The following is a 26,910-nucleotide window of genomic DNA, read 5'->3' as shown; positions in this document are numbered from 1 at the left end:
GCAGGAGGTTATTAAAATTAAGGAATATCTTTTGTGGAAGGTAGCTCCCAAGGTATTTGATAATCCTCATAAAGTTGTTTAGTTAATTGAACTAGGACAGGATTTGCAGCAGAATCCAGCCAGTAAATTATTTTCTTCAAATTTGTTGGTTCCATTTCTGTGCAGCCGGCTGTTGTTTCATCTGGTTGAGACCAATTATGCAAGAAAATACAAGAGCCAGCACCTTTGGTTGTTGGATTAGTGTTATGATCAACCACTAGGCCTTGCTCGTACCATATATCTGCAAAAAACATTTTCTCTGATGATTGCCAGTCGACATCTTTAATTTCATTTCGGTTAACTATCTGATTATAATATTCTGATTTAATATCATCTATACATTCAACCATTTCTGTAATTGGCAAGTATGGAATTTTTAATCCTTTCATTTGATCCGGTGATGCATATCCAAAGGCGGCACTTAATTTAAATATACCGGCGGGACTTCTTCCATCTCCTTCGGTTTTTATCGGCAGTTTTGATGAATCAATATCATTCAGACCTCTGCCCCAACCAAGTCCTGTTCTACCGATTACGACTGGAATTATATTACTGACCTTAACCCAAACGCTATTTCCACTACTTCTTTCAAAATAAACAAGTTCACCTTTCGTTGACGTGGTTGAATCCGTTAATACTAAAATCAATTGTCTTGTATCAAAAGGTAAAGGTGTTTGAAATTTGGTTTGAGAATAACAATTTGTTATAAATAACAAAATAATAATTAAAAAATATCTCTTCATAAATAACCTTTTAATATCATAAGTAAATTAAATAAACATATCTTAAAACTCATTTCATTTATTATTAAAATAAATTTTTTCTATAACGGTATTTTATATAAATATCATTTTATGAAATGAATACTGCTTTACACATAGTAAATCTAAATATTCTCTAAATTAATTATTTCATCTGGTGTATTAACTTTGTAAGTAGATTTAATTTTTAATAATATTCAATAAAAGGTTTTTGTCTAAACTAATGCAAATTACTGATGGTGGAGAAATGAAATGCATCGAACAAATAATATTTTACAAAGATAAAGTAATTGATTTACTTATTAGAAAAATTGGGTACAAAACAATTGCCGAGATTTACGATTTTGTTAATAGATATGACGATATAAAATAGAATCTTGCTGCGGCTGCTTATAAGAACTAGAACAAAATGTAATAAAAAATCTACTGAATTGTTTGAGGAACGAATTTCAATCAACTGGTCAAAGCATAACAGAAATATGCCTTCAATTAGTGTCAAGAGAAATTCTTATTGAATAATTATTACCAAAATATTATTAGAAGGAATAATTTATGGAATTAGGACTCCTTGATATAAGTGTATTTATACTTTTTTTTCTTGTGGTTGTTGGAACAAGTATGTTCAAAAGCAGGAAAGAAGAAACAGGTGAAGATTATTTTCTTGCGAGCCGGGGATTGATCTGGCCTATTATCGGGATCTCATTAATTGCTGCAAACATTTCATCAGAACAATTTGTTGGGATGTCCGGGCAAAGTGCCGGCAATGTTGGATTAGCAATTGCCAGTTATGAATGGATGGCCGCAATTACACTTGTCTTTGTAGCTTTCTTTTTTCTACCAAGATTTTTAAGCAGTGGAATATATACAATTCCTGAATTCCTGGAGTACAGATATAACTCAACTGCTCGCTCTTTAATGGCATTCTATACAATGGTAATTTACGTCGGAGTTACTATTTCAGCAGTTATTTATTCAGGGGCTATCACTATCTACACAATTTTTAATGTTGATATAGAAATTGCTGTTTGGGGTATTGGAATTATTGCAGCACTTTATACAACATGGGGAGGATTAAAAGCTGTTGCCTGGGCTGACGTTTTTCAAGGCACCGCATTAATTATTGGAGGAGCTGTTGTTCTATATTTTGGACTAATTGCAGTTGGCGGATTAGATAGTTTCTTTAATCATAATGCTGATAAACTTCATATGGTCTTACCTGCTGATCATCCTGTACTTCCATGGACGGCTTTGGTAATTGGTTTGTGGATACCAAATATTTATTACTGGGGACTAAATCAGTATATAACACAAAGGACTCTTGCCGCAAAAAGTTTAAGAGAAGGACAAAAGGGAATAATCTTTGCCGCAGCAATAAAAATAATAATTCCATTTGTGATTGTATTTCCTGGAATTATTGCTGCCCAACTTTACAGTGGTTCAATGAGCACATCGGATGCGGCTTATCCAACCCTTATAAAGAACTTAATACCCACCGGTCTTAAAGGATTTATGCTTGCTGCAATTGCAGGTGCTGTAATTAGCTCTCTTGCATCAATGTTAAATTCAGCTTCAACTATTTTTACATTGGATCTGTATAAAATCTATATTAAAAAAGATGCCTCACAAAAAAACCTGGTTTTTATCGGTAGGATGATGACTTTACTTTTTGTTTTACTTGGCTGTATCATTGCTCCAAATTTAGGCAATCCTAAATTTCAGGGAATATTTACTTACATCCAGGAATTTCAAGGATACATTTCGCCTGGAATTTTAGCTGCATTTATTTTTGGGATATTAGTTAAGAAAGCCCCACCCATGGCTGGAGTAGTTGCATTGTTAGCTTGCGTTCCCGTTTATGGATTTTTGCAATGGCAATTTGGTGAGATAGCATTTTTAAACAGAATGGCAATCACTTTTGGTGTTATACTTTTATTAATGTCAATTATTACGATGATTAAACCGTTACAAGAACCGAAACAACTTCCAAAGAGAACTGATATTGATCTAACGCCAACACCGCAATTAATTTGGTTTGGGAGTGCAGTGATTCTGATGACTCTGGTGTTGTACGGAATATTTTGGTAAAAAATATTAAACTATGTAAGACATATAAAATAGTAAATCCCACCAAAAGTGGGATTTATTTTGCATTGGCATAGCGGAAACTTTGTGAGTTAAAAAATCAGTTATTTATTTATAGCTTATAAATGAATCTTTTCAAAAAATTCTTCTAAATATCTTCTCTGTAAATTTTTTGTTACCGAAGCCTTTCTTTCACAAGGAGTGTTATTTAAGTAAATAATTTTGAAATAGGATTGAGTTTTGTATAGCAATATCCCCCAAAGGATGTAGTTCTTTTTTCATCCCTTTGATGGATTGAATACTACCATATAACTGTTGATTATATAATAAAGTTAAAAACAAATAATCTAATTAGATAGAAAAAGGTTATTTGAAGGATTTAATCTGTGCAAGGATTAGTTGCCATCATTTTCAATACAAAACTAAACATATGGCAGGAAAAAATCATGAGAAGTAAACCCTTAAATAAAAGATATTTAGTGTGCTTGAAGACTATCCCATGCACTAAATCGAATGTTAAATCATATTTAATAAATCTTACTTTCTGAGCTCCACTTTGAAGGGAAAGATTTTACTGTAATTTATTTTGTCCAAAACCCTTGACAATCTAAAAAAAAAAATATAGTTTAAAACCACTATGTAAACGTTTACATTGTGGTTTTTTTAAATAGTTCCTTACTTGTTGTCTTTTAATTCTATTTGCCAGATAAATTTATTTATTAAAAAATATTTGAGACAGGTTAGTCTCTAATTAAATATCTAATATAACTTATCATTTGGAGGTTCTATGCAAAAGTTCTATTGTTCATTTGCGATTCTTCTTACAACTCTTTTTCTTTTCGCCAGTGCGGAATCATACGCACAGGCAGTCCAAGATCCGGTTTCGATTGATGTTTATGAAGCAAGTGGTCCAATTACAGTTGATGGTGTTCTTGACGAAGCAGCATGGTTAGCAGCGGCTCCACAAATAATGTTTAAAATTGATGGTGAACCTTCCGGATTATACAACACCCCAACAAATGGAGCGGTAGTAAAACCAGTTTATTCAGACTCATCCACAACCTATGTAAAGTACTTATATTCAGGTACAAACTTATACGTAGCTTTAAAATCTGATGACAAGCAGGTTTGTAAGTTTGATTGGGAAGGTGATGGAATGTTTATGATATTGAAGAATCCCATCAATCAAAACAGCGAATTAAAATTGTATGTTATCAACTCTACAACATTTGGTGCTGAAACAGGCGGAGCAGCTCCAATACCTGCTGGCAGCTATGGTGGTGTTGGTGTTGTAAGCGGAACAATTTATGATTCAACGGATATTGATGGTGGTTACACAGCAGAAGCATTTATAGATTTAAGTGCCTTGGGATATCCAACATTACCAACATCATTACAAGTATCCGTAGTTATTTTTGATCCTGATAATTTCAGTGCAGGTGCTCCTCCTTGGGGTCCAAATGGAAACTTTTACAAACAATGGTGGGGAAGTGAATGGGGTTCTGAATTTAGAAATTTAAATTTTCTTCAAGGTACATCCCCTTATGATCCACCATCAATCACTGTTCACGGTGCACAAGGTGTAATTACTATAGATGGTATTCTAGATGAACCAGATTGGGCAGCAAACGTTCCACAAATAATGTTCAAAAAAGACGGTGTTCCTTCTGGTTATAATTTTACACCAACTAGTGGCGTAGTTGTAAAACCACCATACACTGATGAATCAACTACGTATGTAAAGTACTTATATTCAGGTACAAACTTATACGTAGCTTTACAATCAGATGACCAACAAGTCTGTAAGTTTGATTGGGAAGGTGATGGAATGTTTATGATATTGAAGAATCCCATCAATCAAAACAGCGAATTAAAATTGTATGTTATCAACTCTACAACATTTGGTGCTGAAACAGGCGGAGCAGCTCCAATACCTGCTGGCAGCTATGGTGGTGTTGGTGTTGTAAGCGGAACAATTTATGATTCAACGGATGTTGATGGTGGTTATACAGCAGAAGCATTTATAGATTTAAGTGCCTTGGGATATCCAACATTACCAACATCATTACAAGTATCCGTAGTTATTTTTGATCCTGATAATTTCAGTGCAGGTGCTCCTCCTTGGGGTCCAAATGGAAACTTTTACAAACAATGGTGGGGAAGTGAATGGGGTTCTGAATTTAGAAATTTAGAGTTTGGAAATGTCCTTCCAGTAGAGTTGAATGCGTTTACAGGTTCATTTGTTGGTAGTGATGTCCAGTTGAAATGGACAACTGCAACTGAACTAAACAATAGAGGATTTGAAATTCAAAGAAGTATTAATAACTCTCAATTTGCAACAATCGCATTTGTTGAAGGTCATGGAACAACAACAGAACAAAAACAATACACATTTGTTGATCGCAATGTTGAATCAAGAATTAATTACTCATATAGATTAAAACAAATTGATTTTAATGGAACTTTTGAATATTCCTCAGTTGTAAATCTTGGTTTTACATTACCATTAGATTTTGTTTTAGAACAAAATTATCCAAATCCATTCAACCCTTCAACAACTATAGCTTATGCAGTTGCTGTAAAATCAGATGTTACACTTGAAGTGTACAATCTTATTGGACAAAAGGTAAGCACTCTAATGCAAGGCAATGTTGAAGCGGGAAAACACACAGCGCAATTTAACGCTTCTTCTTTATCCTCTGGAATTTACCTCTATAAGCTTACCGCTGTAGGGGAAAATGGAACTAAATATTCATCAAGTAAAAAAATGACCTTGCTGAAATAGTATTTGAACTAAAAATAATTGGAAGCGGAATAGTTCTATTCCGCTTCCCCTTTATTAAATAATAATATGATACTCACAATAAAGCAGATAGCTAATAAAGCTAATGTGTCAATCGCGACTGTTTCAAGAGTTCTTAACAATGATGTTCGTGTTGCTGTTGAAACCCGAGAAAAAGTGTTGCGTATTTCAAATGAACTTAATTACAAACCGAATTTAATTGCCAGAAATTTTGTAAAAAAAACATCTTACAGCATAGGATTGATATTACCTGATATCTCAGATGAATTTTTTACTGATATTATTAGAGGTGTGGATGAAATAACTTTTCAAAATGGATATTACACGATGGTAGCAAGTTCTCATAAACATCGAACTCTTGTAGATTCTATCACAACATTCTCACAAACAGGATTAGTTGGCGGAGTAATTTTATTAACATCTGCAATGACTGATGATATAAAAAATATTTTAAAAGAAACTAAAATTCCAGTAATAATAATTGGTGGTGGTAAACAAGAGCCCGACTTTGACATCGTTACAATTGATAATTATCAAGGTGCTTATAATGCAACTGAATATTTGATTAAGAAGAAAAAATTTAAAAAAATTGCCCATATAACCGGACCAACTGAGAACTATGATGCATTTCTTAGAAAAAAGGGATTTATTGATGCCTGCAAAAAAAATGGTGTTAGCATTAATAAATCTTTTATAGTCGAAGGAAATTATACAATAGATTCAGGGTATCATGGATTTATTCAATTATATGGTCTGGCAGAAAAACCTCAGGCAATTTTTGCAGCAAACGATATGATGGCAATTGGCTGCTATGATGCAGCAAATTATTTTAATGTTAAAATACCCGATGATGTAAGTTTGATTGGATTTGATGACATTTTTATTTCCAAATATCTCAATCCAAGTTTAACTACTGTACGTGTTCAAATTGAAGAGGTTGGCAAGGCAGCTGCAAAACTTTTAATTGAACGACTAAATAAATCAAACGGTAAAACTCATTCTTTAATTAAAATTCCTACTGAATTAATAATCAGAAATTCTTGTTAAACCTTTTTAAGTGAAAAGTTGATGGAACAATTTTCTACAAAATATGGACACTTTTCCGCTGACGGAAATGAATATATAATCGCAAATTATAGAACACCAAAACCCTGGGTAAATGTAATATCGAACGGTAAATATGGATTAGTTATTTCTCAGATTGGCGGTGGGTTTAGTTGGGATACACATTCAGAATTTAATCGATTAAATCGCTGGCATCAGGATTTAGTGCAGGATAATTGGGGCAAATATTTTTATGTAAAAGATAACATAACCGGCGATGTTTGGTCACCTACCTGGATGCCTGTAAAAACTGAATTAGATTCATATCAGGTTGCTTATGGTTTTGGATATGCAAAATTCACATCAGAATATAAGGGAATTAAAATTGCTTTAACGGTTTTTATTCCGATTGATGAAAATATTGAAGTGTGGAATTTTGAAATTGAAAATAAATCATCGCAAAAAAAATCGCTTTCAATCTTCTCGTATTTTGAGTGGTGTCTCGGTTCATCATCAGATCACCACAGAGAATTTCATAAAACATTTTTAGAAACACACTTTGATACAAAACTGAATTGTATGACTGCTACAAAAAGGTTGTGGGAAATTCCATTAGGCGATAGAGGGCATTGGAATATTGAGTATCCATATCTCGGGTTTATTTCATGTTCAAAAAAAATATCAGATTATGATGGAAACAAAGATACTTTTATTGGGCAATACGGCTCTTTACAAAATCCTGCAGGGTTATCTGCAAAAGGTTTAAGTAAATCTATAGGTAAATGGAATGATTCAATTGCTTCAGTTAAAACCAAAATTGAAATTAAACCAAATGAAAAAGAGAACGTAAACTTTTTTATGGGTATTAAAGAAGATAAGAAAGCAATTGCGGCATCTCTCAAAAAATTCAACAACCAAAAAAATATTGATTCAGCTTTATTTGATCTGAAATTGTTCTGGCATAAAATGTTTGATACACTTGTTATTGAAACACCCGATAAAGCAATGAATTTAATGGTAAACAAATGGTTAAGATATCAGTCAATTGCCGGCAGACTCTGGGGAAGAACCGCTTATTACCAGCAAAGTGGTGCATTTGGGTTTAGGGATCAGTTGCAAGATAGTATGGTATTTCTACCAATTGATCCGAAAAAAACAGAGGATCAAATTCGTTTACATGCAAAACACCAATTTGAAGATGGAACTGTGCTGCATTGGTGGCATCCTATATCTGAAACAGGATTACCTACAAAAATGACTGATGATCTTTTATGGCTTCCATTTGTCTTGATGAACTACATTGAAGAAACAGGAAATTATAAAATCCTATCTGCAAAAGAACATTACTATGATAACAAAAATAAAAAGGATTCACTTTTTGAGCATTCTGTTGCAGCAATAGAGAAAGTATTAACAAGATTAAGCAATCGTGGTTTAACTTTGATAGGAGCCGGTGATTGGAATGACGGACTTAGTGCTGTTGGACTGGAAATGAAAGGTGAGTCAATTTGGTTAACTGAATTTTTCTATTTAATTCTGACAAAATTTTCAGATCTGTGTAAAGACATTGGAAAAGACTCACTTCACAAAAAATATTCTAAAAAAGCAATTGAACTAAAAAAAGCATTTAATAAATATGCATGGGATGGGGACTGGTTCTGGCGTGCTACTAAAGATGATGGAAATACAGTTGGAAGTAAAACTTCTCCTGAAGGAAAGATATATCTTAATGCTCAGACTTGGTCCGTGATAAGTGGAATTGCGGAATCTGATAAACAAAAAAAGGCAATGGATTCTGTTTCAAAACATTTATTAAAAAATAATGGATGCTTGCTTTTAAGTCCCGCTTATACAAAACCTGATAAAATGATTGGGTATTTGTCTAGATATGCTCCTGGAAGAAGAGAAAATGGAGGCGTTTACACTCATGCGGCAACTTGGGCAGTGTGGGCCTACTCATTACTTAAAGATAGGGAACAGGCATTTAAATCTTATAAAAACTTATGTCCTGTTTACAGTGGAATGAATCCAGATGATTATGTAGCTGAGCCATATGTTACACCAGGAAACATAGATGGTCCGGACTCACCAAATTACGGAATGGGCGGTTGGACTTGGTATACCGGTTCAGCAGCGTGGTATCAAAAAGTAATTGTTGATTGGATACTTGGAATTAGAGCTAGCAAAGGTGGATTAGTTGTTGATCCTTGCGTTCCGGATTACTGGAAAGAATTTTCAGTTAAAAGATTATATAGAGGTACTACATATAATATTCTGGTTATTCAAACTTCAAAATCCAATAAACAAAAAAAACATATATCAGTTGATGGTGAGAAAATTGAAGGAAATATTTTACCTCTATCAAAAAACAAAGAAGTTAAAGTTGAAGTTTACATTTAACATATTTTATGATTTTAGATATAACTAATTAAATAATCATTTATCAAAGGAGATATTATGAAAACAAATAAACTTGCACTATTAGCTTTTGCGATTTTGTTGTTATCGCACAGTTTAATATTCGCTCAGTTTATACCTAGACAGGATGCAATTTGGGCAAGATATGTGCCTGCCGGAACGATTACTATGGATGGTGTTCTTGATGAAACTGCCTGGGCACAAGCTGAATCAATAACAATAACTTACGGTCAACCAGGGCTTTTACCAACAAGCGGTTATAAAAAAGAAACTGACGGGGGACCAGGAGTGGTAACAGATCCAACTAATGCTACAATAAAATTCTTAGTAGCAAGCGATAACCAACTATGGTTAGCCTTTGATATTCCGGATTCATCTATTGGTGGAAATGATATTTGGCCTAAATTTGATGCAGTTCTTATGTCTGTTAAAAATAAATTACAATTAGATGGATCATCTTTCATGGCCAGTCCTGCCGAAATTTTCTATACTTACTGGACAAACTCATTGCCCGATTCAACACCAGTGGTTGGATCTCTTCCAAGAATAGTTGGTAGTTATGGAAGTTACGATGGAACACCAAGAACTAATAGAGAAATTTCCATAGTTGATGCAAGAACTGTTGTAAATGGTATTTCAAATGATGCAGGGAGGGACCAAGGATGGGTTACAGAAATGCGAATAAATTTAGATTCACTCGGTTATAATGTAAATCAGCCGGATGGTGATGCAATTGCTCTAAATTTTAGTATCTGGGATAATGATTTTTTATTTGAAAATGACCCATTAAAAACATACAGTACTAAAACTTATTATCAAGCTCCTTGGGGTAATGCTAACACAATTAATGTTGCTCGCGTTTATGGCAAACCGGATGTTGGTTTAACCACTGTACTTCCTATGATTGCGCCGGATGTTATAATTCCAAACGGGGCTAATTACCCGGATCCTGTTATTGATGGCAAACCGGATGAAGCTGTTTGGGCCGGAGCTTATACTTTTAATTTGGGATGGGATATACAAACATTAAGAGAAGACTACCCTGGAGTTGGAAAATTTATGAGTGGCAGATACCAACCTTCATTCACTACTCCTCCTTCATACCCACCAATAATTGATCCATCTTTTGCAGTAATTAAAATGTTTTTTAAAGATAATTATCTTTACTTCTCTGCTGATGTTACAGATGGAGTTGTTTATGGGACCACAATCTTTGATCTAATTGACGGAGTTAGATTGGTACTTGGACATCGAACAGAACTGAATGATGTTGAAAATAATATGATTTTCAAAAATTGCAGAGTGAGTTTTAGTTTTACTGGTCTGGGCGAACCTTATGAATATTTAAAAACATTGGTTGATTCAGGCAAGGCACAATTTGGCGCAGCTTTAAAAGGAGCAACAACAGTAAATAATAATACGGATTTTGATGAAGGTTATTCGATTGAGATGAAAATAGATCTTACAGGTTTAGATTATCCTACAGATCTAGGTGATAAAGCTCTTTTCTGTGGTGTTATGCTGGCCGATGGTGACACTTTTGAAGATCCATTATCAAATTACGGTACTCGTGTTTGGTGGTTTAGAGAATTAGAAGGTGGGCCTACTGCGGCATGGGCTGTATTAGATCCGGGTACTTTGGTTGGTGTTAAAGATGAATATACTGTCTCGATACCAAACTCAATTCAGTTATATGGAAATTATCCAAATCCATTTAATCCTTCTACAACAATTAAATTTGCTATTCCTGAAACCGGGGATGTAAATCTAAAAATATACAATACCGTTGGTGAAGAAGTTAAGAGTATAAATTTGACTAACAGAAATGCCGGAGAATTAAGTTACTCATTTAGTGCCTCATCAATTTCATCCGGAGTTTACTTCTATAAAATTACATTAAACAATTCTGCATCTGGCACAAATTATATTAGTAAAGTCGGAAAAATGATTCTTCTTAAGTAATTAAATAACAGCGGAGGATAAAATAATATTCTCCGCTTTTTTTACGATCTTAAATAAGATAAAAGACGGATCAGTTATGAATAAATCATTTACAAGCTTTTTTTTACTTAAACAACTTAGATGGCAGCTAATATTTCTAATGCTTTTGTTTTCTATAACCTCTGCAATGTTAAATGCACAAACAACTGGTAAACTTTCCGGTGTGGTTGCAGATGAAAACGGGGAGCCATTAATTGGAGCTAATGTTTTAATAGATGGAACAAATCAGGGTGCCGCCACAGATTTTGAAGGCTATTATAATATCATTAATATTAGAACCGGAACTTATACTATTATCTTCCGCTATCTTGGATTTCAATCCCAGCTTATTTCCAATGTTAGAATTTCAGCTGACCAAACCACAAAACTTAATGCTACTTTAAATTCCGAAGCAATTGTTGGTGAAGAAGTTATTGTTGTTGCAAAAAAACCATTGGTGGAATTCAATCAAACAAGCTCCGTTTCTTCTATTAATAAAGATGATATTAAAAGTCTTCCAATTCAAAGTTTGGAAGAAATAGTGAACCTTCAAGCAGGCGTTGTTGATGGACACTTTAGAGGAGGTAGAATTGGCGAAGTTCAGTACCAGGTTGATGGTGTTACTGCTAATAACCCGTTTGATAACAAATCCATATTGCCGCAATTAGATCGTTCTGCAATCGAGGAAGTTCAGGTCATCAGTGGTACCTTTGATGCTAAGTATGGCCAGGCAATGTCTGGTGTTGTAAACACGGTTTTAAAATCCGGCTCTGACAAATTTGAATTTTCTGCCGAAACTTTTTTTGGTGACTATTATACTACAGACACAGATCGTTACCCTAATGTTAATAAATATAAACCGCTTACAATTCAAAACTATCAACTTTCAGTTAGCGGGCCAACAGGTTTACCTCAAACAACTTTTTTTGCTAATGGCAGGAAATATTATAACGGTGGATACTTGTTTGGAACAAGAAAATTTACTCCATTTGACAAAAATGATTTTGAAAATAAGATATTAAATTCTACCGGCGATAATGCACTTGTAAATATGAATACAGACGATGAGTGGAGCGGGCAGGCTAAACTCACTAATACTTTAATAAAAGACATCCAATTAAGCTACCAGATTATTTATAATTATGCAGAACGCCAAGATTATAATCAAGCTTATCGTTTAAACCCAGATGGCATTAAAACAAATTATACAACTTCTATAAGCCATGGTCTTGCTTTTACGCATACTATTTCACCGGAAATGTTTTATAAGATAAACATAAGACAGAATATTTTTAAATATGCCGACTACAAGTATGAAGACCTATATGATCCACGATATATAGAAGCTGGTAGATCTAAGGGCGATGCAAACTATGAAGATGGAGCATTTATTCAAGGTCTTGATCTCGGTAGGTTTAAACAGGAAACAAATTCATTAATTATCAAGGGCGACTATACTTTACAAGCTAATAAATATAATTTTGTAGAAGCCGGTGTTGAAGGGCAGTATTCTGATGTTCTATTTGGACCTCCTGGATTCTTTGTGGATTTCTATATTAATGATCAGGTAGTTCTTTATCCTTTTGAAGAGTTTTACAGGACACCCGGTTTACGATCATATTACCCAAAACAGTTTGCGGTTTATTTACAAGATAGGATTGAAATTGGCGACTTAGTAGTAAGAGCAGGTTTACGCTATGAATATTATGATGCAGCAAGTGTAGTTCCAAGTAATTTACAAAATCCTGCAAACTCAATCGAAGATGCACCCCCATCCACCTATATTCCAACAACAATAAAAAATGCATTAGCACCTAGGCTTGGATTAAGTTTTCCAATTTCTGATGCAGCCTCAGTATATTTTTCTTACGGACATTTTTATCAGTTACCGGGTCTGAATCTTCTATACAGCAACTCTGATTATTCTGTTCTTGAAGACCTGCAAGCAGGAGGTATTGATTATGGTGTAATGGGAAACCCAGATCTAAAACCTGAATTTACAATTCAGTATGAATTCGGTTTAAAACAATCTATCTCCGATTTTCTTGGCGTTCAACTTTCATTTTTCTATAAAGATATAAGGGATTTGCTGGGTGTTGAATTTGTTGATACTTATACAGCAGCAAGCTATTCAAGATTTACTAATATTGATTACGGAAGTGTAACAGGTTTTACATTATCGGCTTTTCAGAAGGATATTAATAATTTTAATACTTCTATAGATTACACACTTCAATTTGCTCAAGGTAATTCTAGTGATCCTGAGGAAACAGCCAACCGAGCAAAAGCAGGTGCTGATCCACGACCAAGGAATATTCCTTTTAATTGGGATCAAAGACACACATTAAATCTCTCTGCTGTTTATTCTATTCCTGATGATTATGCATTAAGCACAATTCTAAAGTTTGGCAGCGGACAGCCTTATACTCCGGAAATTGGTGCAGGGTTTGGCGCTAACTTAGAAACTAACTCCGGAAGAAAAGACAGTTATTTTTTACTTGATTTAAGAGCAGAAAAATATTTCAATCTTGGTTCATTGTATCTAAGTGTTTTTGTAAGAGCATTTAATGTATTAAATACTACCTTTGTTAATGGCTATGTATTTAACTCCACAGGTAGCCCCGACTATGCATTAAATCCATCAACGAACCGTTCTGCACTTTCTGACCCATCAAGGTTTTATAATCCTAGGCGTATTGAGTTTGGTATTTCTTTGAGGAGCAATTAAATATGAATAATATAAAAAAATTAAATGTACCAACTTTATCTACTGGCTCGGTAAAAGAAATATATTTAACTCTGCTAACAGTTCTTCTAACGCTAATATTGGTTTCTAAAACCACTGCACAAATATTACCAGATCCTGTTCCTCCAGAATGGAGAGGAACAATCGATGCAGAAAGATCCGGTCAACACGATGCAAATCTTATAAGAACCATATTTTATAATTTTGGAATGGTTGGAGATTATTTTGGTCCCGAACGTGATAACACAGTTGACCACTCGGTAGAAATACTAAAAGGTTCAGGTGAAAATTACAGTGATGGAACTACACCTTTTATTCTTACAAAAATTATTCAGGCAGATGGTACTCCGGCATATATTATGGAAACCGGGTATCGTGAGAGACAAGCACAAAGCCCAATAACAAATAAAATTATGCGTTTTGAACCACGCTTTGGTTACTTTCAAACAGTGCCATCGATAAATCAAGGAAGATCTGTTGCTTTAAGTACAGATACAAGAACTTGGCCTGATGAATGGTATGATAAATTAAATGATTCGGATGACCCAGGCTGGAAAAATGATGGGCTTGGACCAAATGGCAGTGATTCGGATCCGCTTCACTCTGCATGGAATGGATTTTTTGGTAAACAACCAAAGGCTGATCAGGAAAGTTTTGTTGTGTATGATGATAATTTTTATGATGCATGGAATTACTATCCTGACAACAGAGACTTGACAAGACGTGGGTTGGGGATGCGCATTGAGCAAAGAGGCTTCCAATGGGCGAATCCACAAGCAGGTTTAGTTATTTTCTTTCACTATGATATTACTAACGAAAGTACCACTCCCTATAATAATAACATATTATTTGGATTATATATGGATTCTGGTGTGGGCGGTTCAGGAATTGGAGTAGATGGAGTTTATGAATCGGATGATGATAATGCATATTTTGATAGTACCGCGTTAAACTTAGTTTATACATGGGATAAAAATGGAAATGGGTTTGTTGGTAAAACCGGATACCTGGGTTATTCGTATTTGGAGACGCCTGGTAATTCAATAGATGGTATTGATAACGATGAAGATGGAATAACGGATGAGAAAAGAAACAGCGGACCAGGACAGGAAATTGTTGGACAAGAAGCGATATTGAATTTTGTTACACTAAATTACAATCTGAGTAAATTTCAATCGATTTATGGTCCTGTAGAGAATTTGCCTGCCTATATTGCAGGTATCTGGTTTACTGGTGATGAAGATATGGATTGGGTGGCTCAATATTATGATACAGGAGCTGATGGAATTTGGGGCACAAATGATTTGGGCGAAGGTGATGGCATGCCTACTGAGGGTGAAGAAAATTTTGATAAAGTAGATATTGACGAATCCGATCAGATTGGTTTAACAGGATTTAAATTCAATAGAATTAGAGCAGGGGCAAGTAATCCAAATGCACCTACAGATAATATTCTTTTTTATGATGATCCGAATTCATGGCCGAGTAGATTATATAATTTATTTTCTGATCCCCAAACTGCATTCGAAGACGATCCATTAGTATTGGATTTTAACATTGGTTTTCTTTTCGCTTCAGGTCCATTTTATTTGGGCTCAGGAAGTCGAGAAAGATTTAGTCTGGCTTTAGGTTATGGTGCAAATCTTTCAGAGTTAAGAGTAACTACAAAAGTTGTACAACTAATTTATAAAGCAAATTACCAGTTTGCTGTTCCCCCACCGATTCCAAAAGTAAATGCTTTTACAGGGGATGGGTTTGTAACTTTAAATTGGGATAATGCCGGTGAACAAGCTTATGATCCTATTACTCACAACAATGATTTTGAAGGTTATAGAGTTTATAGAAGTACAGATCCATCTTTTCTTGATCCGAGAGTTATTTATACGGGGACTGGAAGTAGACCATTCGGACTTAAACCACTTGCCCAATTTGATTTAGTAAATAATATTCAAGGCTATTCCACAACTACGGTTGATGGCATCGCATATTACCTTGGCAATGATACCGGTATTAAACATACATTTAAAGATACTACCGTAGTCAATGGACAAAGATATTACTATGCAGTTGTATCTTATGACAGAGGTGTAGATTCTTCTCAAATATATCCTTCAGAAAATGCGATTTCGATAAGCCAAACTTTGCGTGGCGGAATAATACTTGCCCCAAATACGGTGGAAGTAACACCAAACCCGCCGTCATTGGGTTATCTAGATGCAGAGATATTTAATCTTGTACAGAGTGAAGGAAGGGGAAGTGGTACTGTAAATTTATCAGTTCTAAACTCCGAACTTGTTTCGGAAAATCATACATTTTTGATAAAATTTGAAAATCCTGAAGACAGCGTGCGCGCACAATCATATTATATGGTTGATGAAACAATGGCTGACACTCTTTTTAAATTAGGCATAGATTTATCGGGGCAAGGTTCAGGCCCTTCCGGTGCGGGAATTATGCCAACAATTTTTACCTCAGAAGTTACAGAAATTGATAGTCCAAATACAAAATTGATTTCTGCCAGTGGAACAAATATACCTTTAAGTATTAGGTATGCACCAACTTTTCCTATTGGGCTAAGACGAATAGGATTTCCGGAAAATATTGATGTTATTTTTAGCGACCAGATCATTGATACATCGTTAGCGGCGGCTGGTGTGCCTGCTAGATTTGTTAAGTTTACTGTAGTAGCAAAAACTGACTCCGGTGATCAAAAACTAAAGTTCAGATTCTACGATAATAACAGCGTTGGTTCTGGAACAATCGATTCAAAAGAAGATTATATTGAAATATTAACAGCAAGTTTTGAGGCCCCAACTCAAAGAAAATCAACCTGGCGATTAACTGTTACAGATTCTATCGGAACTGACGGAAACCCGATTGTTGCTCCAACAATGAGTGATAGATATGAGCTGAGATTAATCTTCCCTTACTCCAGTCAGGATGAATTTAGATTTACCACAAAAGCACAACGCATAGACCCTAATTTAGCTAGGCAGCAATTTGAAGGTGATCCTTATGTCGTGCCAAATCCTTACGTGGGGGCTGCAAGTTTTGAACCACAACGTTTTGGTGTTTCTGGTAGAGGTGAAAGAAAGATTGAATTTAGAAATCTGCCCACAAATTCTACAATTAGAATTTATACTATTACCGGTGAACTTGTCCAGACTCTTAAACATGATGGAAATATTAATGAAGGAATAATTGCCTGGGATCTGAGAAATTCGAGCAATCTTGAAGTAGCCCCTGGACTTTATATCTACCATGTTGATGGAGTAGAAGTTGGAACATACATTGGCAAATTTGCAATAATTAAATGATGAAGGTGGTTGTGTGAAAAAATTTATAATACATAAGAGATTAAATATTATATCCTGCTTTCTATTCATTTTTATTTTTGCAGGACTAAACTTTGCACAAAGTAAGACAGGAACTACAATTGGACAATTTCTTAAAATTGAACCAAGCTCAAGAGTTGTTGGATTAGGAAATGCAGGAGCATCACTATCAGGAGAAATATCCAACTTATTTTACAACCCTGCAAGCTTAGGAAGATTGCAGGGTACCGATATCCAATTTACGTTTAACAAATGGTTGGCTGATATAACGTATAATTATATGGCTGCAGGTATTAATGTGGAAGGTGTCGGAACTTTTGCATTAGTCGGTACGCTGCTTAATTCTGGTGAAATGGATGTACGAACTGTTGATAATCCTTTAGGAACCGGAGAGCGTTTTACTGTTAACAACCTTGCACTTGGATTAGGATATGGTTTGATGTTAACAGACAGAGTTTCTGTCGGTCTTCAAATAAACTATATCAACGAGGCAATATGGCACAGCTCTATTTCAACTTTTGGGTTGAACTTTGGTGTACAATATCAAGTTGAACCAGATGGTTTAACAATTGGTGCAAGTGTTTCTAATTTCGGTGCTCGCGCTGCTTATGACGGAAGAGACCTCTACCTAAATTATGATTTTGACCCAAAGAAATATGGTGATAATGATAAACTGCCTGCTGAATTGAGAACAGATTATTTTAATCTACCAACAATATTCAGGGCAGGTGTTTCTTACTGGTTTGATTTTGGCGATGACTATAAATTGCTTGTTGCTGCTGATGCAGTTCATCCAAATGATAATGACCAGTACATAAATCTTGGGAGTGAGTTTAATTTACTGAAAATGTTTTCCATTCGGTTTGGGTTTAGAAATTTGTTTATGCCTGATGCAGAAGGCGGACTGGTGCTTGGCGGTGGTGTGCAGACAAACTACGATGAAACTAATAATATCAGATTTGATTATGCTTATGCTGGTTATGGCAGACTAGCAGATACGCATAGACTGACCCTTAGTGTGGGATTTAGATGAGCTATTGGAAAAGTATATGAAACGATTGATTAAAATAAAAACTCTATTGATGGTTGTCTTTATATTTGGAAGTTGTAATGCTCAACAGGAACACCAGACGATTGTTTTTAAATCAAACGGAAAAATTAATTTTACTCTCTCTGTTAACGAAATAAAATTTCTGGATTCTATTCAATACCGTACCTTTCTATATTTTATTAATGAATCAAACCATGAAAACGGATTAGTTAAAGATAGAAATGCTAGCTGGGCTCCAGCAAGTATTGCTGCTATTGGCTTTGCTCTTCCATCTTATGCAGTGGGAGTTGAGAGGAATTGGGTTAACAGAGAAGAAGCATCACTAATAACACTTAATACTCTGAATTTCTTTTTGAACTCTACACAAAGTAAAGAGACAAATGCTACGGGATATAAAGGTTTTTATTATCATTTTCTCGGAATGAATTCCGGTACACGCGAATGGCGTAGTGAACTTTCCTCCATTGATACCGGGCTTTTAATGATGGGAATTATTTTTGCAAGAAATTATTATAATCTGAATAATAAAATTGAAAATGAAATTCGATCACTAGCAGGAAAATTACTAGACAGACTTGATTGGGATTTCTTTAAAATGCCCCCGATTGGAAAATATGCTAATTCTATTTCTATGGGATGGGATCCCGATGAAGGATTACATAATATGGGCTGGGTGGGTTACAACGAAGCTTTGTTCTTATATGTTTTAGCTGCAGGCTCTGGTATGAGTAATATCGAAGAAGCTTACAATGCCTGGTTGGCCTTCTACGATTGGAGAACACCATATTCGGGTCTTTCACATGCAGTTTTCCCTCCATTATTTGGTCATCAGTTTTCTCACGTGTTTATCGATTTTAGAGGTCTAGCTGATAGGTATATGAGCGAAAAGGGAATTGATTACTTCGAAAATTCACGAAGAGCAACTTTAGTTCAAAGATTATATGCAATTGATAATCCTCATAATTGGGTTGGATATGATTCTTTATGCTGGGGAATTTCTGCAAGCGATGGTCCGACAGAAAAGTACAATTTTGATGATAGAATATTTTTAGGTTATGCAGGCAGAGGAACAAGCGGACCTGATCTAAATTATTTTGATGATGGAACAATTGCACCATATGCTGCTATATCATCCATTGTGTTTGCACCTGAAATAGTTTTACCAACAATCAAATCCTTCAATGAAAAATACAGCGAAGGTTTATGGAAAAAATATGGTTATGTTGATTCGTTCAATCCAACACTAAATTGGTATAACAAAGAATATATAGGAATTGACCAAGGTCCAATGTTACTGATGATTGAGAATTTTAGGACCGGCTTGGTTTGGAATTATGTAATGAAAGATCCTATTATTCAAAAAGGATTAACTAAGCTGGGATTTGAATACATAAAATAATTTTACAACCTGATGAAACAAAAAATAATCGGCCTGCTTTATACTTTAGTCCTAATTATATCTTTCAATAATTCTATAATCTCACAAATAAAATTACTTGATGAATTTGATAATACAAATGACTGGAGCATTATTAAGTCTGATGGAGTAAATCTCTCAATAGCTAATGATGAGGGATTACATGATCAAGCAATAAGATTTGATTATGATTTTACAAAAGGGACAGGTTACGGAGGTATACAAAAATTATTTCCCACTGATTTACCTGAAAATTATGAATTCACTTTTTACCTTAAAGCTGAATCTCCCGCAAACAATTTTGAAGTAAAATTTTTAGACAGTACAGGACAAAATGTTTGGTGGGTTAATAACCGCAATTTTGATTTTCCAAAAGAATGGAAAAAGATTAGAATAAAGAAAAGGCATATTAACTTTGCCTGGGGACCTACAAATGATCAATCATTAAAAAGGATTGACAGAATAGAATTTACAATAGCCTCTTTTGTGGGCGGGAAAGGAACTATTTGGATTGATGATCTAAAGTTTGAACCATTACCACCTGAAACGAATGACTACCCCAAACCTATAGTGACAGCAAGATCACAATCTTTTGATTTAATGCCTAATAGTATTGTTGATGGATCGTCAGCTACTTACTGGAGCAGTTTTGGCATCAAAAACCAATACGTAACAATTGACTTTAAAACAAAAAGAGAATTTGGCGGATTAAAAATTGATTGGTTAAAAGATTATCAAGCTCGCTCATTTGAAGTATTACTTTCAGATGATGGAACTAGTTGGGAAAAGGTTTATTCTGTTAATAATAATTTAAGCGACGTAAGCTTTATAAAAATTTCTGAAGCACAATCAAGATTTTTAAAAATCAATCTTCTTAAGAGTATTTCAGAAAATAGTTTTGGTATTAAGGAAGTCAGTTTTCTAGACATCAATAATTCATTGACTCTAAACGATTTTTTTATTTATACTGCAAAAAACTCTGAGAAGGGAAATTATCCAAGATCCTTTTTGGAACAAGCTTCCTATTGGACAGTAGTTGGAGTTAATAACGATGTTCAAGAGGCTTTGATTAATGAAGATGGAATGGTGGAGGTTGACAAAGGAGGTTTTTCAATTGAGCCAATGTTCAAAATTGATAATAAATTGATTAATTGGAGTAATGTTACATCAAATCAATCGCTTGAAGAAAATTATCTTCCAATTCCCAAAGTAACCTGGAATAGCGACAAGCTTAGTCTTGAAACCCAAGCATTTGTAAATGGAGAAGCAAATCGTAGTTCGAATCTTTATTTGAAGTATACTATAACCAATAATTCACCTTCACCCCAAAACGGTAATTTGTTTTTACTTATTCGTCCTCTTCAAGTTAATCCTTATTATCAATTTCTAAATCTGCAAGGCGGAGTTGGGAAAATAAATTCTATTAAAGAAAACGATGACAAAATATATGTGAACGATAATAAAGTAATAATACCCATAACCAAATATACCTCATTTGGAACCAGCTCATTTGATGAAGGAAATATTGTAGAAAGGTTAAGGGAAAATAAATTTCCTGAAAGTAAATCAATAGCCGTGATTGACAATTTAGCTAACGGAGTTTTGAAATACGATTTTAATCTAAAACCTGACGAAGAAAAAATAATTTATTTAGCAATTCCATTTTATGATGAAAAATTTGTTACAGAAAATCTAACTGAGAATTTAGTTGAACAAAAACTTGAAGAAACAAAAGAGTTCTGGCAATTAAAAGTGAATCATATAAAATTTCATCTTCCGGAATCTGCGGATAGAATTGTTAATACCTACAAATCTAATCTTGCTTATATTTTAATAAACAGGGATAAGTCCGGAATCCAACCCGGTTCAAGATCTTACGAACGAAGCTGGATAAGAGATGGCGCATTAACTTCATCGGCACTTTTAAAATCAGGGATCGTTGATGAGGTGAAAGAATTTATAAATTGGTACACAGCCAATCAATATGAAAATGGTAAGGTACCTTGCGTAGTTGATTCCAGAGGTCCGGATCCAGTACCGGAAAACGACAGTAACGGTGAATTGATTTACCTGATTCGCGAGTATTTTAACTTTACTAAGGACACAACATTTCTTAGATCAAAAAATGAAAATGTAAAAAGAGCTGTTAAGTATATTGAATCATTAATCGCAGAACAATCGACAGATCATTTTAAAAATGGAAATGACAGTGTGCGTGCTTATTATGGTTTGGTTACTGAATCTATAAGTCACGAAGGATATTCAGCAAAGCCAATGCATTCCTATTGGGATGATTTCTTTACAATGAAAGGATTGAAAGACGCAACAGAAATTCAAAGAGTTTTAGGAGAAAAAGAATCGTATGAAAGAATTAAAAAAGTTAGAGACACTTTTAAGAAAAATCTCTATAGCTCACTCAATCTTGCGATGAAAACAAGAAAGATAGATTACATACCAGGTTGTGTTGAACTTGGTGACTTCGATGCTACTTCAACAACAATTGCTCTTACCCCTTGTAATGAGTTTAGCAACTTACCAAAACCACAAGTGTATAATACTTTTAATAAGTATTATGAATTTTTTAAAAACAGAAGAGATGGCAAAATTGATTGGATTAATTATACTCCTTATGAAAATCGTTTAATTGGTTCATTCATTCAGTTGGATCAACCGGAGACGTCACACGAATTAATTAGTTTCTTTTTAAATGATCAACGACCAAAAGGTTGGAATCATTGGGCAGAAGTAGTGTGGAAAGATTATAGAACTCCAAAATTTATTGGCGATATGCCTCATACATGGGTTGGTTCGGATTTTATAAATGCAATCCGATCAATGTTTGTTTATGAAAATGAAGCTGACGAATCCTTAGTATTAGCATCTGCGCTTTATCAGGATTGGATAGATTCACCTACCGGAATGTCGATTGAAAATCTTCCAACATATTATGGTGAGTTATCATACTCAATTATAAAAGAAAATGAGAAATATATTTTTTCAATTTTTGGTGATGTTAATATTCCAGGGAATGGAATTAAGATTAATAACTTTAATGGCTCCAAGCTTCCAACGAATGTAACTGTGAATGGAAAAAAAATACAAAGCTTTACTGAAAATGAAATTTCTATTCAGGAGTTTCCTGCCAAAGTTGTTGTAGAGTACTAAAAGTAGAAATAGGAAAAATCATAATGAGCTTTATTGCAGAAAAAGGATATTTTGTAAAAAATGAAATACCACACTTTGTTATCTCAGGAGAAATTCATTACTTCAGACTTGATCCAAGACTTTGGGAAAAACATTTAAAACTACTTAAGCTATCAGGGGCAAACACCACATCAACATACATTCCTTGGGATTGGCATGAATATGAAGAAAACAAATTTGACTTTAGTGGTGAAACAGATCCAGCAAGAAATCTTATTAAATATATTGAACTCTGTAAAAAAATCGGTTTAGATCTAATCGTAAAACCAGGTCCCTATATTCTTGCAGAGTACGAAGCTCATGGATTGCCCGGATGGTTAATAAATAAAGTAGACAAAGGTGCTCACGCATTAGATGAATATGGAAATATCATCTCCCCAGATTTGATGTCTTATTTGTCTGAGGAATATCTACATTACAGTTTTCTTTGGTATGATAAGGTAATGCCAATAGTTGCAAAATATCAGGAAAGTAATGGTGGTCCAATTATTATGATGCAGGTGTGCAATGAAGTTGGAGTCTTTCAGTGGTTATATGGTAAGATCGATTACAATCCGATAGTCATAAAATTATATAAAGAGTTTTTAGTAGATAAATACAAATCGATAGAAAAACTTAATGCTATTTATGGAAAAAATTACTCGTCATTTGAAAATATTTCAGCGCCTGTTGGCAAAATCGAAAACAAACAAGACTACTGTGCTTATTATGATTTTCATTTATTCTATCGGCATTACTATGCATTATATCTTGATACTCTAATCAACAAAATCAGAAGTTTTAATTTTAATCTACAACTTACGCATAATATTCCTGGCTGGATTTATGGAAGTGCTGCAGAATTACCCATGCTCATCAGTACATATGAAGAAATACTGAGAACTCGAAAAGATATAGTTTTTGGATTAGATCATATACCTGAGTTTGTTTCATTCAGAAATGCGCATTCAGATTTAGCTTGCAATAAGATTCTGGAGGCAATGCAGCCTTATGGACCTGTTTGGGCTGCTGAATTTCAAGCTGGCACTCGTGAACACCATGTTAAAAGTGATGCCAATGATTTAGAAACATTTTATTATGCCTCACTTGCTCATGGATTAAAAAGCTTTAATTATTATATGTTTTCTCAAGGTATAAATTATGATCAAAAAGGGTTTTATGGCAAAACCTTTTATTATCAAACTCCTTTAATTGCAAATGGTATTAAATCAAAGTTATATGATGCAGTCAAAAAAGTGGATCTATTTATCAATAAAGAAAAAGAGGATTTGTTATTAAGTAAAACTTCATCTCAAATATGTGTGGGACTTTACAAACCATATTTTTATACTGAGCTTACTACTTCTCAAATGCTTAAGGAAAAAAAACTTGACGTAGAAAAACTTGGGCTTTTACTCGATCCGCGGTTTGTTCGTGAAGAAATATTTTTTAATGGTTTGCTCAGAAGCTTACAAACACTCAATTTTAATTATGATATAAAAGATTTAGAAAACGTATCTGTCGAAGTACTTTTAAAATATAAACAACTGTGGGTTACGGCTACTGAATTTATGGATGCTACCACACAAGGTTTGTTAGCCGCTTTTGTTAAACAAGGCGGACATCTGATCATTTATCCAGTTATTCCAACTCTGGATTTGTATCTCAATCCTTGTAATGTATTGCAAGATGAATTGAATATAGAAATTGATAGATCAGTAAGTTTGAATAAGGTTGAGGCGTTTGGGATCAAAGATATATTTACTGTTTTTAAAGAGAAACAAATATATAAGTCAACTAATGCTGAGATAGTTTCTAAAACTAATTCCGGCGATGTTTGTGGTATAAGAAAAAAAATCGGGAAAGGATTATTAACATCACTGGGATTTACCTTTGGATATTCAAGCAATGAACATTTACACTTATACGAAAAAATTGTATCACTTGATAAAATAAAAAGACAAGCCAATGTATCTGATCCTGACATTCAGTATGTTATAAGAAAAGGTAAAAAGCATTCATATATGTTTTTAATAAATTATCATAATCAGTCTAAGATATTTAAGGTAAATTCTAAAAACGAAACTTTAAAACCTTTTTCTTATAAGATTATTAAATCAAAACGATAAAATATTTATTAATTATTTATCGTAAAGGAAAAAAGATGATTAGAAAATGTATTTATTCAATGTTTGTATTTATTACTTTAAACATTTCTCCTTTTCTCTTGGGGCAGGATGTAAATCCACCGGGAACACCCCAGAATGTTCAAGGTTTCAGGTATGAAAAACATGTTGAGGTTGACTGGTTGGAAAACTCCGAAACAGATCTATTAGGTTATAAAATATACAAAAGCACAGGTGGAGTATTTACATTTTATTTGAATGTTCCAAAATCTCAAAGCTATATATATCTATATCTTGGTTCAGCAACTTTAACTTACTATTTCAAAGTCAGTGCTTATGATTCGAGTGGAAATGAATCACTTCTAAGCGACAGCGTTGAATGTGCACCTCATCCGATGACAGACGAAGAATTTTTAGATATGACTGAAAGGGCAACATTTAGATACTTTTATGATTATGCTCATCCTGTATCCGGATTATCAAGGGAGAGATTAGGATCCGGTGAAACTGTTACAAGTGGCGGTTCTGGTTTTGGTGTGATGGCTTTACTTGTTGGAATTGAAAGAGGGTTTATCAGTCGTGAACAAGGTGTTACTAGAATGTTGAAGATTGCTAACTTTTTACAAAATACTGCTGAAAAATTTCATGGTGCTTTCTCACATTGGTTAAACGGTACTACCGGTGCTGTAATACCTTTTAGTACTTATGATAACGGCGGCGATTTGGTCGAAACTGCGTATCTTATTCAAGGATTACTTGCAGCAAGACAATACTTTGATCAATTAAATACAAACGAAGAACAAATTAGAAATTTAATAACACAAATTTGGCAAGGCGTTGAATGGAGCTGGTACAGAAGATATCCAACGAGTAACTTCCTTTACTGGCACTGGTCACCTAATTATGGTTGGCAAATGAATTTTGCGATCAGTGGACCTAATGAAACAATGATAACATACTTACTTGCCATTGCCTCTCCAACCTTTAGTGTGCCGGCAAGCCTTTATGCAAATGGTTGGGCTAGTTCTTCTTATTATACAAATACTAACTTTTTTTATGGTTATAGAATTTGGGTTGGATGGAATTATGGCGGACCTCTATTCTTCCAACACTATTCTTTTCTGGGTTTCGATCCAAGAAATATCAAAGATGCTTATTGTAATTATTATAATAATGCTAAAAATATAACATTGATAAATAGAGAACATTGCATAACCAATCCCCATGGTTTTCTTGGATATAATACTAATTGCTGGGGTTTAACCGCTAGTGATGATCCAAATGGTTATAGGGTTCACGAGCCGACAAATGATAATGGAACTATTACTCCCTCTGCTGCTCTTTCTTCGATGCCTTATACTCCTCAGGAATCTTTAGAAGCATTAAAATATTTTTATAGAACTTACGGCAGCCAAGTTTGGGGTGAATATGGATTTAAAGATGCTTTTAATGATAATGTAAGCTGGTATGCCAACAGTTATCTTGCTATTGATCAAGGTCCAATAATTGTAATGATAGAAAACTATAGAACTCAACTTTTGTGGAACAAGTTCATGGCAAATCCTGAAATTCAGCCGATGCTAACTGCAATTGGTTTTGTTCCTGATTCAGTTACAAGTGTTGATAATCCTGTTTATAGTGTTGAAGATTTTAAACTAGTTGGAAATTATCCCAATCCTTTTAATCCAACAACTACAATCGTTTTTAATCTTCCATCAAGAGAAAATGTTACTATTAATATTTATAACCATCTTGGTGAAAAAATTAAAGATATTGTCAACGAAGAATTTTCCGCGGGTGAAAATAAAATTATTTGGAACGGTTTAAATAATGATAATAAATTTGTCAGTTCAGGAGTTTATCTTTACAAAATAAGTACGGGTAATAATGCTATTTATGGTAAAATGATTTTGCAGAAGTAACTT

General features: G+C 34.2%; 14 protein-coding genes. 13 read left to right on the top strand and 1 reads right to left on the bottom strand.

Going from position 1 to position 26,910, the window contains the following annotated elements:
- Positions 1-17: 17 nt before the first annotated feature.
- Positions 18-782, bottom strand: coding sequence for a L,D-transpeptidase family protein (locus IPJ23_16805; protein MBK7632329.1), 765 nt, complete (start codon positions 780-782; stop codon positions 18-20).
- Positions 783-1,011: 229 nt separating this feature from the next.
- On the opposite strand from IPJ23_16805, the gene IPJ23_16800 reads away from it, so the two are divergent.
- The 13 genes from IPJ23_16800 (at position 1,012) to IPJ23_16740 (ending at position 26,907) form a co-directional block, all read left to right on the top strand.
- Complete coding sequence (locus IPJ23_16800; GenBank protein MBK7632328.1) at positions 1,012-1,173, top strand: hypothetical protein; 162 nt, start codon at positions 1,012-1,014, stop codon at positions 1,171-1,173.
- Between the two features lie 179 nt (positions 1,174-1,352).
- Positions 1,353-2,885 (top strand): solute:sodium symporter family transporter, encoded by a 1,533-nt coding sequence (locus tag IPJ23_16795; GenBank protein MBK7632327.1) that lies wholly within the window; start codon positions 1,353-1,355, stop codon positions 2,883-2,885.
- A gap of 784 nt (positions 2,886-3,669) precedes the next feature.
- Positions 3,670-5,667 (top strand): T9SS type A sorting domain-containing protein, encoded by a 1,998-nt coding sequence (locus IPJ23_16790; protein MBK7632326.1) that lies wholly within the window; start codon positions 3,670-3,672, stop codon positions 5,665-5,667.
- Between the two features lie 66 nt (positions 5,668-5,733).
- A complete protein-coding gene (locus IPJ23_16785) occupies positions 5,734-6,732 on the top strand; it encodes a LacI family DNA-binding transcriptional regulator (protein ID MBK7632325.1) in 999 nt (332 codons plus the stop codon).
- Between the two features lie 21 nt (positions 6,733-6,753).
- The gene (locus tag IPJ23_16780; protein MBK7632324.1) at positions 6,754-9,129 is read left to right on the top strand and encodes a glycosyl transferase family 36; all 2,376 of its coding nucleotides are present in this window, start codon (positions 6,754-6,756) and stop codon (positions 9,127-9,129) included.
- Positions 9,130-9,186: 57 nt separating this feature from the next.
- Positions 9,187-11,109: a T9SS type A sorting domain-containing protein gene (locus IPJ23_16775; GenBank protein MBK7632323.1), complete on the top strand. Its 1,923-nt coding sequence runs from the start codon at positions 9,187-9,189 to the stop codon at positions 11,107-11,109.
- Positions 11,110-11,185: 76 nt separating this feature from the next.
- On the top strand, positions 11,186-13,855 hold the full coding sequence (locus IPJ23_16770; GenBank protein MBK7632322.1) for a TonB-dependent receptor: 2,670 nt from the start codon (positions 11,186-11,188) through the stop codon (positions 13,853-13,855).
- 2 nt (positions 13,856-13,857) lie between these two features.
- Complete coding sequence (locus IPJ23_16765) at positions 13,858-17,190, top strand: hypothetical protein (protein ID MBK7632321.1); 3,333 nt, start codon at positions 13,858-13,860, stop codon at positions 17,188-17,190.
- A 13-nt stretch (positions 17,191-17,203) separates the two neighbouring features.
- Positions 17,204-18,241 (top strand): PorV/PorQ family protein, encoded by a 1,038-nt coding sequence (locus IPJ23_16760; GenBank protein ID MBK7632320.1) that lies wholly within the window; start codon positions 17,204-17,206, stop codon positions 18,239-18,241.
- Positions 18,242-18,257: 16 nt separating this feature from the next.
- Positions 18,258-19,658, top strand: a complete 1,401-nt coding sequence (locus tag IPJ23_16755) for a Tat pathway signal protein (protein MBK7632319.1) — start codon at positions 18,258-18,260, stop codon at positions 19,656-19,658.
- 12 nt (positions 19,659-19,670) lie between these two features.
- Positions 19,671-22,841 (top strand): discoidin domain-containing protein, encoded by a 3,171-nt coding sequence (locus IPJ23_16750; GenBank protein MBK7632318.1) that lies wholly within the window; start codon positions 19,671-19,673, stop codon positions 22,839-22,841.
- A gap of 23 nt (positions 22,842-22,864) precedes the next feature.
- On the top strand, positions 22,865-24,988 hold the full coding sequence (locus tag IPJ23_16745) for a beta-galactosidase (protein ID MBK7632317.1): 2,124 nt from the start codon (positions 22,865-22,867) through the stop codon (positions 24,986-24,988).
- Positions 24,989-25,023: 35 nt separating this feature from the next.
- Positions 25,024-26,907 (top strand): T9SS type A sorting domain-containing protein, encoded by a 1,884-nt coding sequence (locus IPJ23_16740; GenBank protein MBK7632316.1) that lies wholly within the window; start codon positions 25,024-25,026, stop codon positions 26,905-26,907.
- The last annotated feature ends 3 nt before the right edge of the window (positions 26,908-26,910 follow it).

It is taken from the genome of Ignavibacteriales bacterium (assembly GCA_016709765.1).
Classification (GTDB): Bacteria; Bacteroidota; Ignavibacteria; order Ignavibacteriales; family Ignavibacteriaceae; genus IGN3.
Note: the sequence above shows the minus strand (reverse complement) of the source record. Positions and strands in the feature narration are given on the sequence as shown.

What these genes read in the sequence shown, in the direction of transcription:
- IPJ23_16805 (MBK7632329.1), bottom strand. Translation starts at nt 782, where the DNA reads ATGAAGAGATATTTTTTAATTATTATTTTGTTATTTATAACAAATTGT.
- IPJ23_16755 (MBK7632319.1), top strand. Translation starts at nt 18,258, where the DNA reads ATGAAACGATTGATTAAAATAAAAACTCTATTGATGGTTGTCTTTATA.
- IPJ23_16770 (MBK7632322.1), top strand. Translation starts at nt 11,186, where the DNA reads ATGAATAAATCATTTACAAGCTTTTTTTTACTTAAACAACTTAGATGG.
- IPJ23_16740 (MBK7632316.1), top strand. Translation starts at nt 25,024, where the DNA reads ATGATTAGAAAATGTATTTATTCAATGTTTGTATTTATTACTTTAAAC.
- IPJ23_16765 (MBK7632321.1), top strand. Translation starts at nt 13,858, where the DNA reads ATGAATAATATAAAAAAATTAAATGTACCAACTTTATCTACTGGCTCG.
- IPJ23_16775 (MBK7632323.1), top strand. Translation starts at nt 9,187, where the DNA reads ATGAAAACAAATAAACTTGCACTATTAGCTTTTGCGATTTTGTTGTTA.
- IPJ23_16785 (MBK7632325.1), top strand. Translation starts at nt 5,734, where the DNA reads ATGATACTCACAATAAAGCAGATAGCTAATAAAGCTAATGTGTCAATC.
- IPJ23_16795 (MBK7632327.1), top strand. Translation starts at nt 1,353, where the DNA reads ATGGAATTAGGACTCCTTGATATAAGTGTATTTATACTTTTTTTTCTT.
- IPJ23_16745 (MBK7632317.1), top strand. Translation starts at nt 22,865, where the DNA reads ATGAGCTTTATTGCAGAAAAAGGATATTTTGTAAAAAATGAAATACCA.
- IPJ23_16790 (MBK7632326.1), top strand. Translation starts at nt 3,670, where the DNA reads ATGCAAAAGTTCTATTGTTCATTTGCGATTCTTCTTACAACTCTTTTT.
- IPJ23_16780 (MBK7632324.1), top strand. Translation starts at nt 6,754, where the DNA reads ATGGAACAATTTTCTACAAAATATGGACACTTTTCCGCTGACGGAAAT.
- IPJ23_16750 (MBK7632318.1), top strand. Translation starts at nt 19,671, where the DNA reads ATGAAACAAAAAATAATCGGCCTGCTTTATACTTTAGTCCTAATTATA.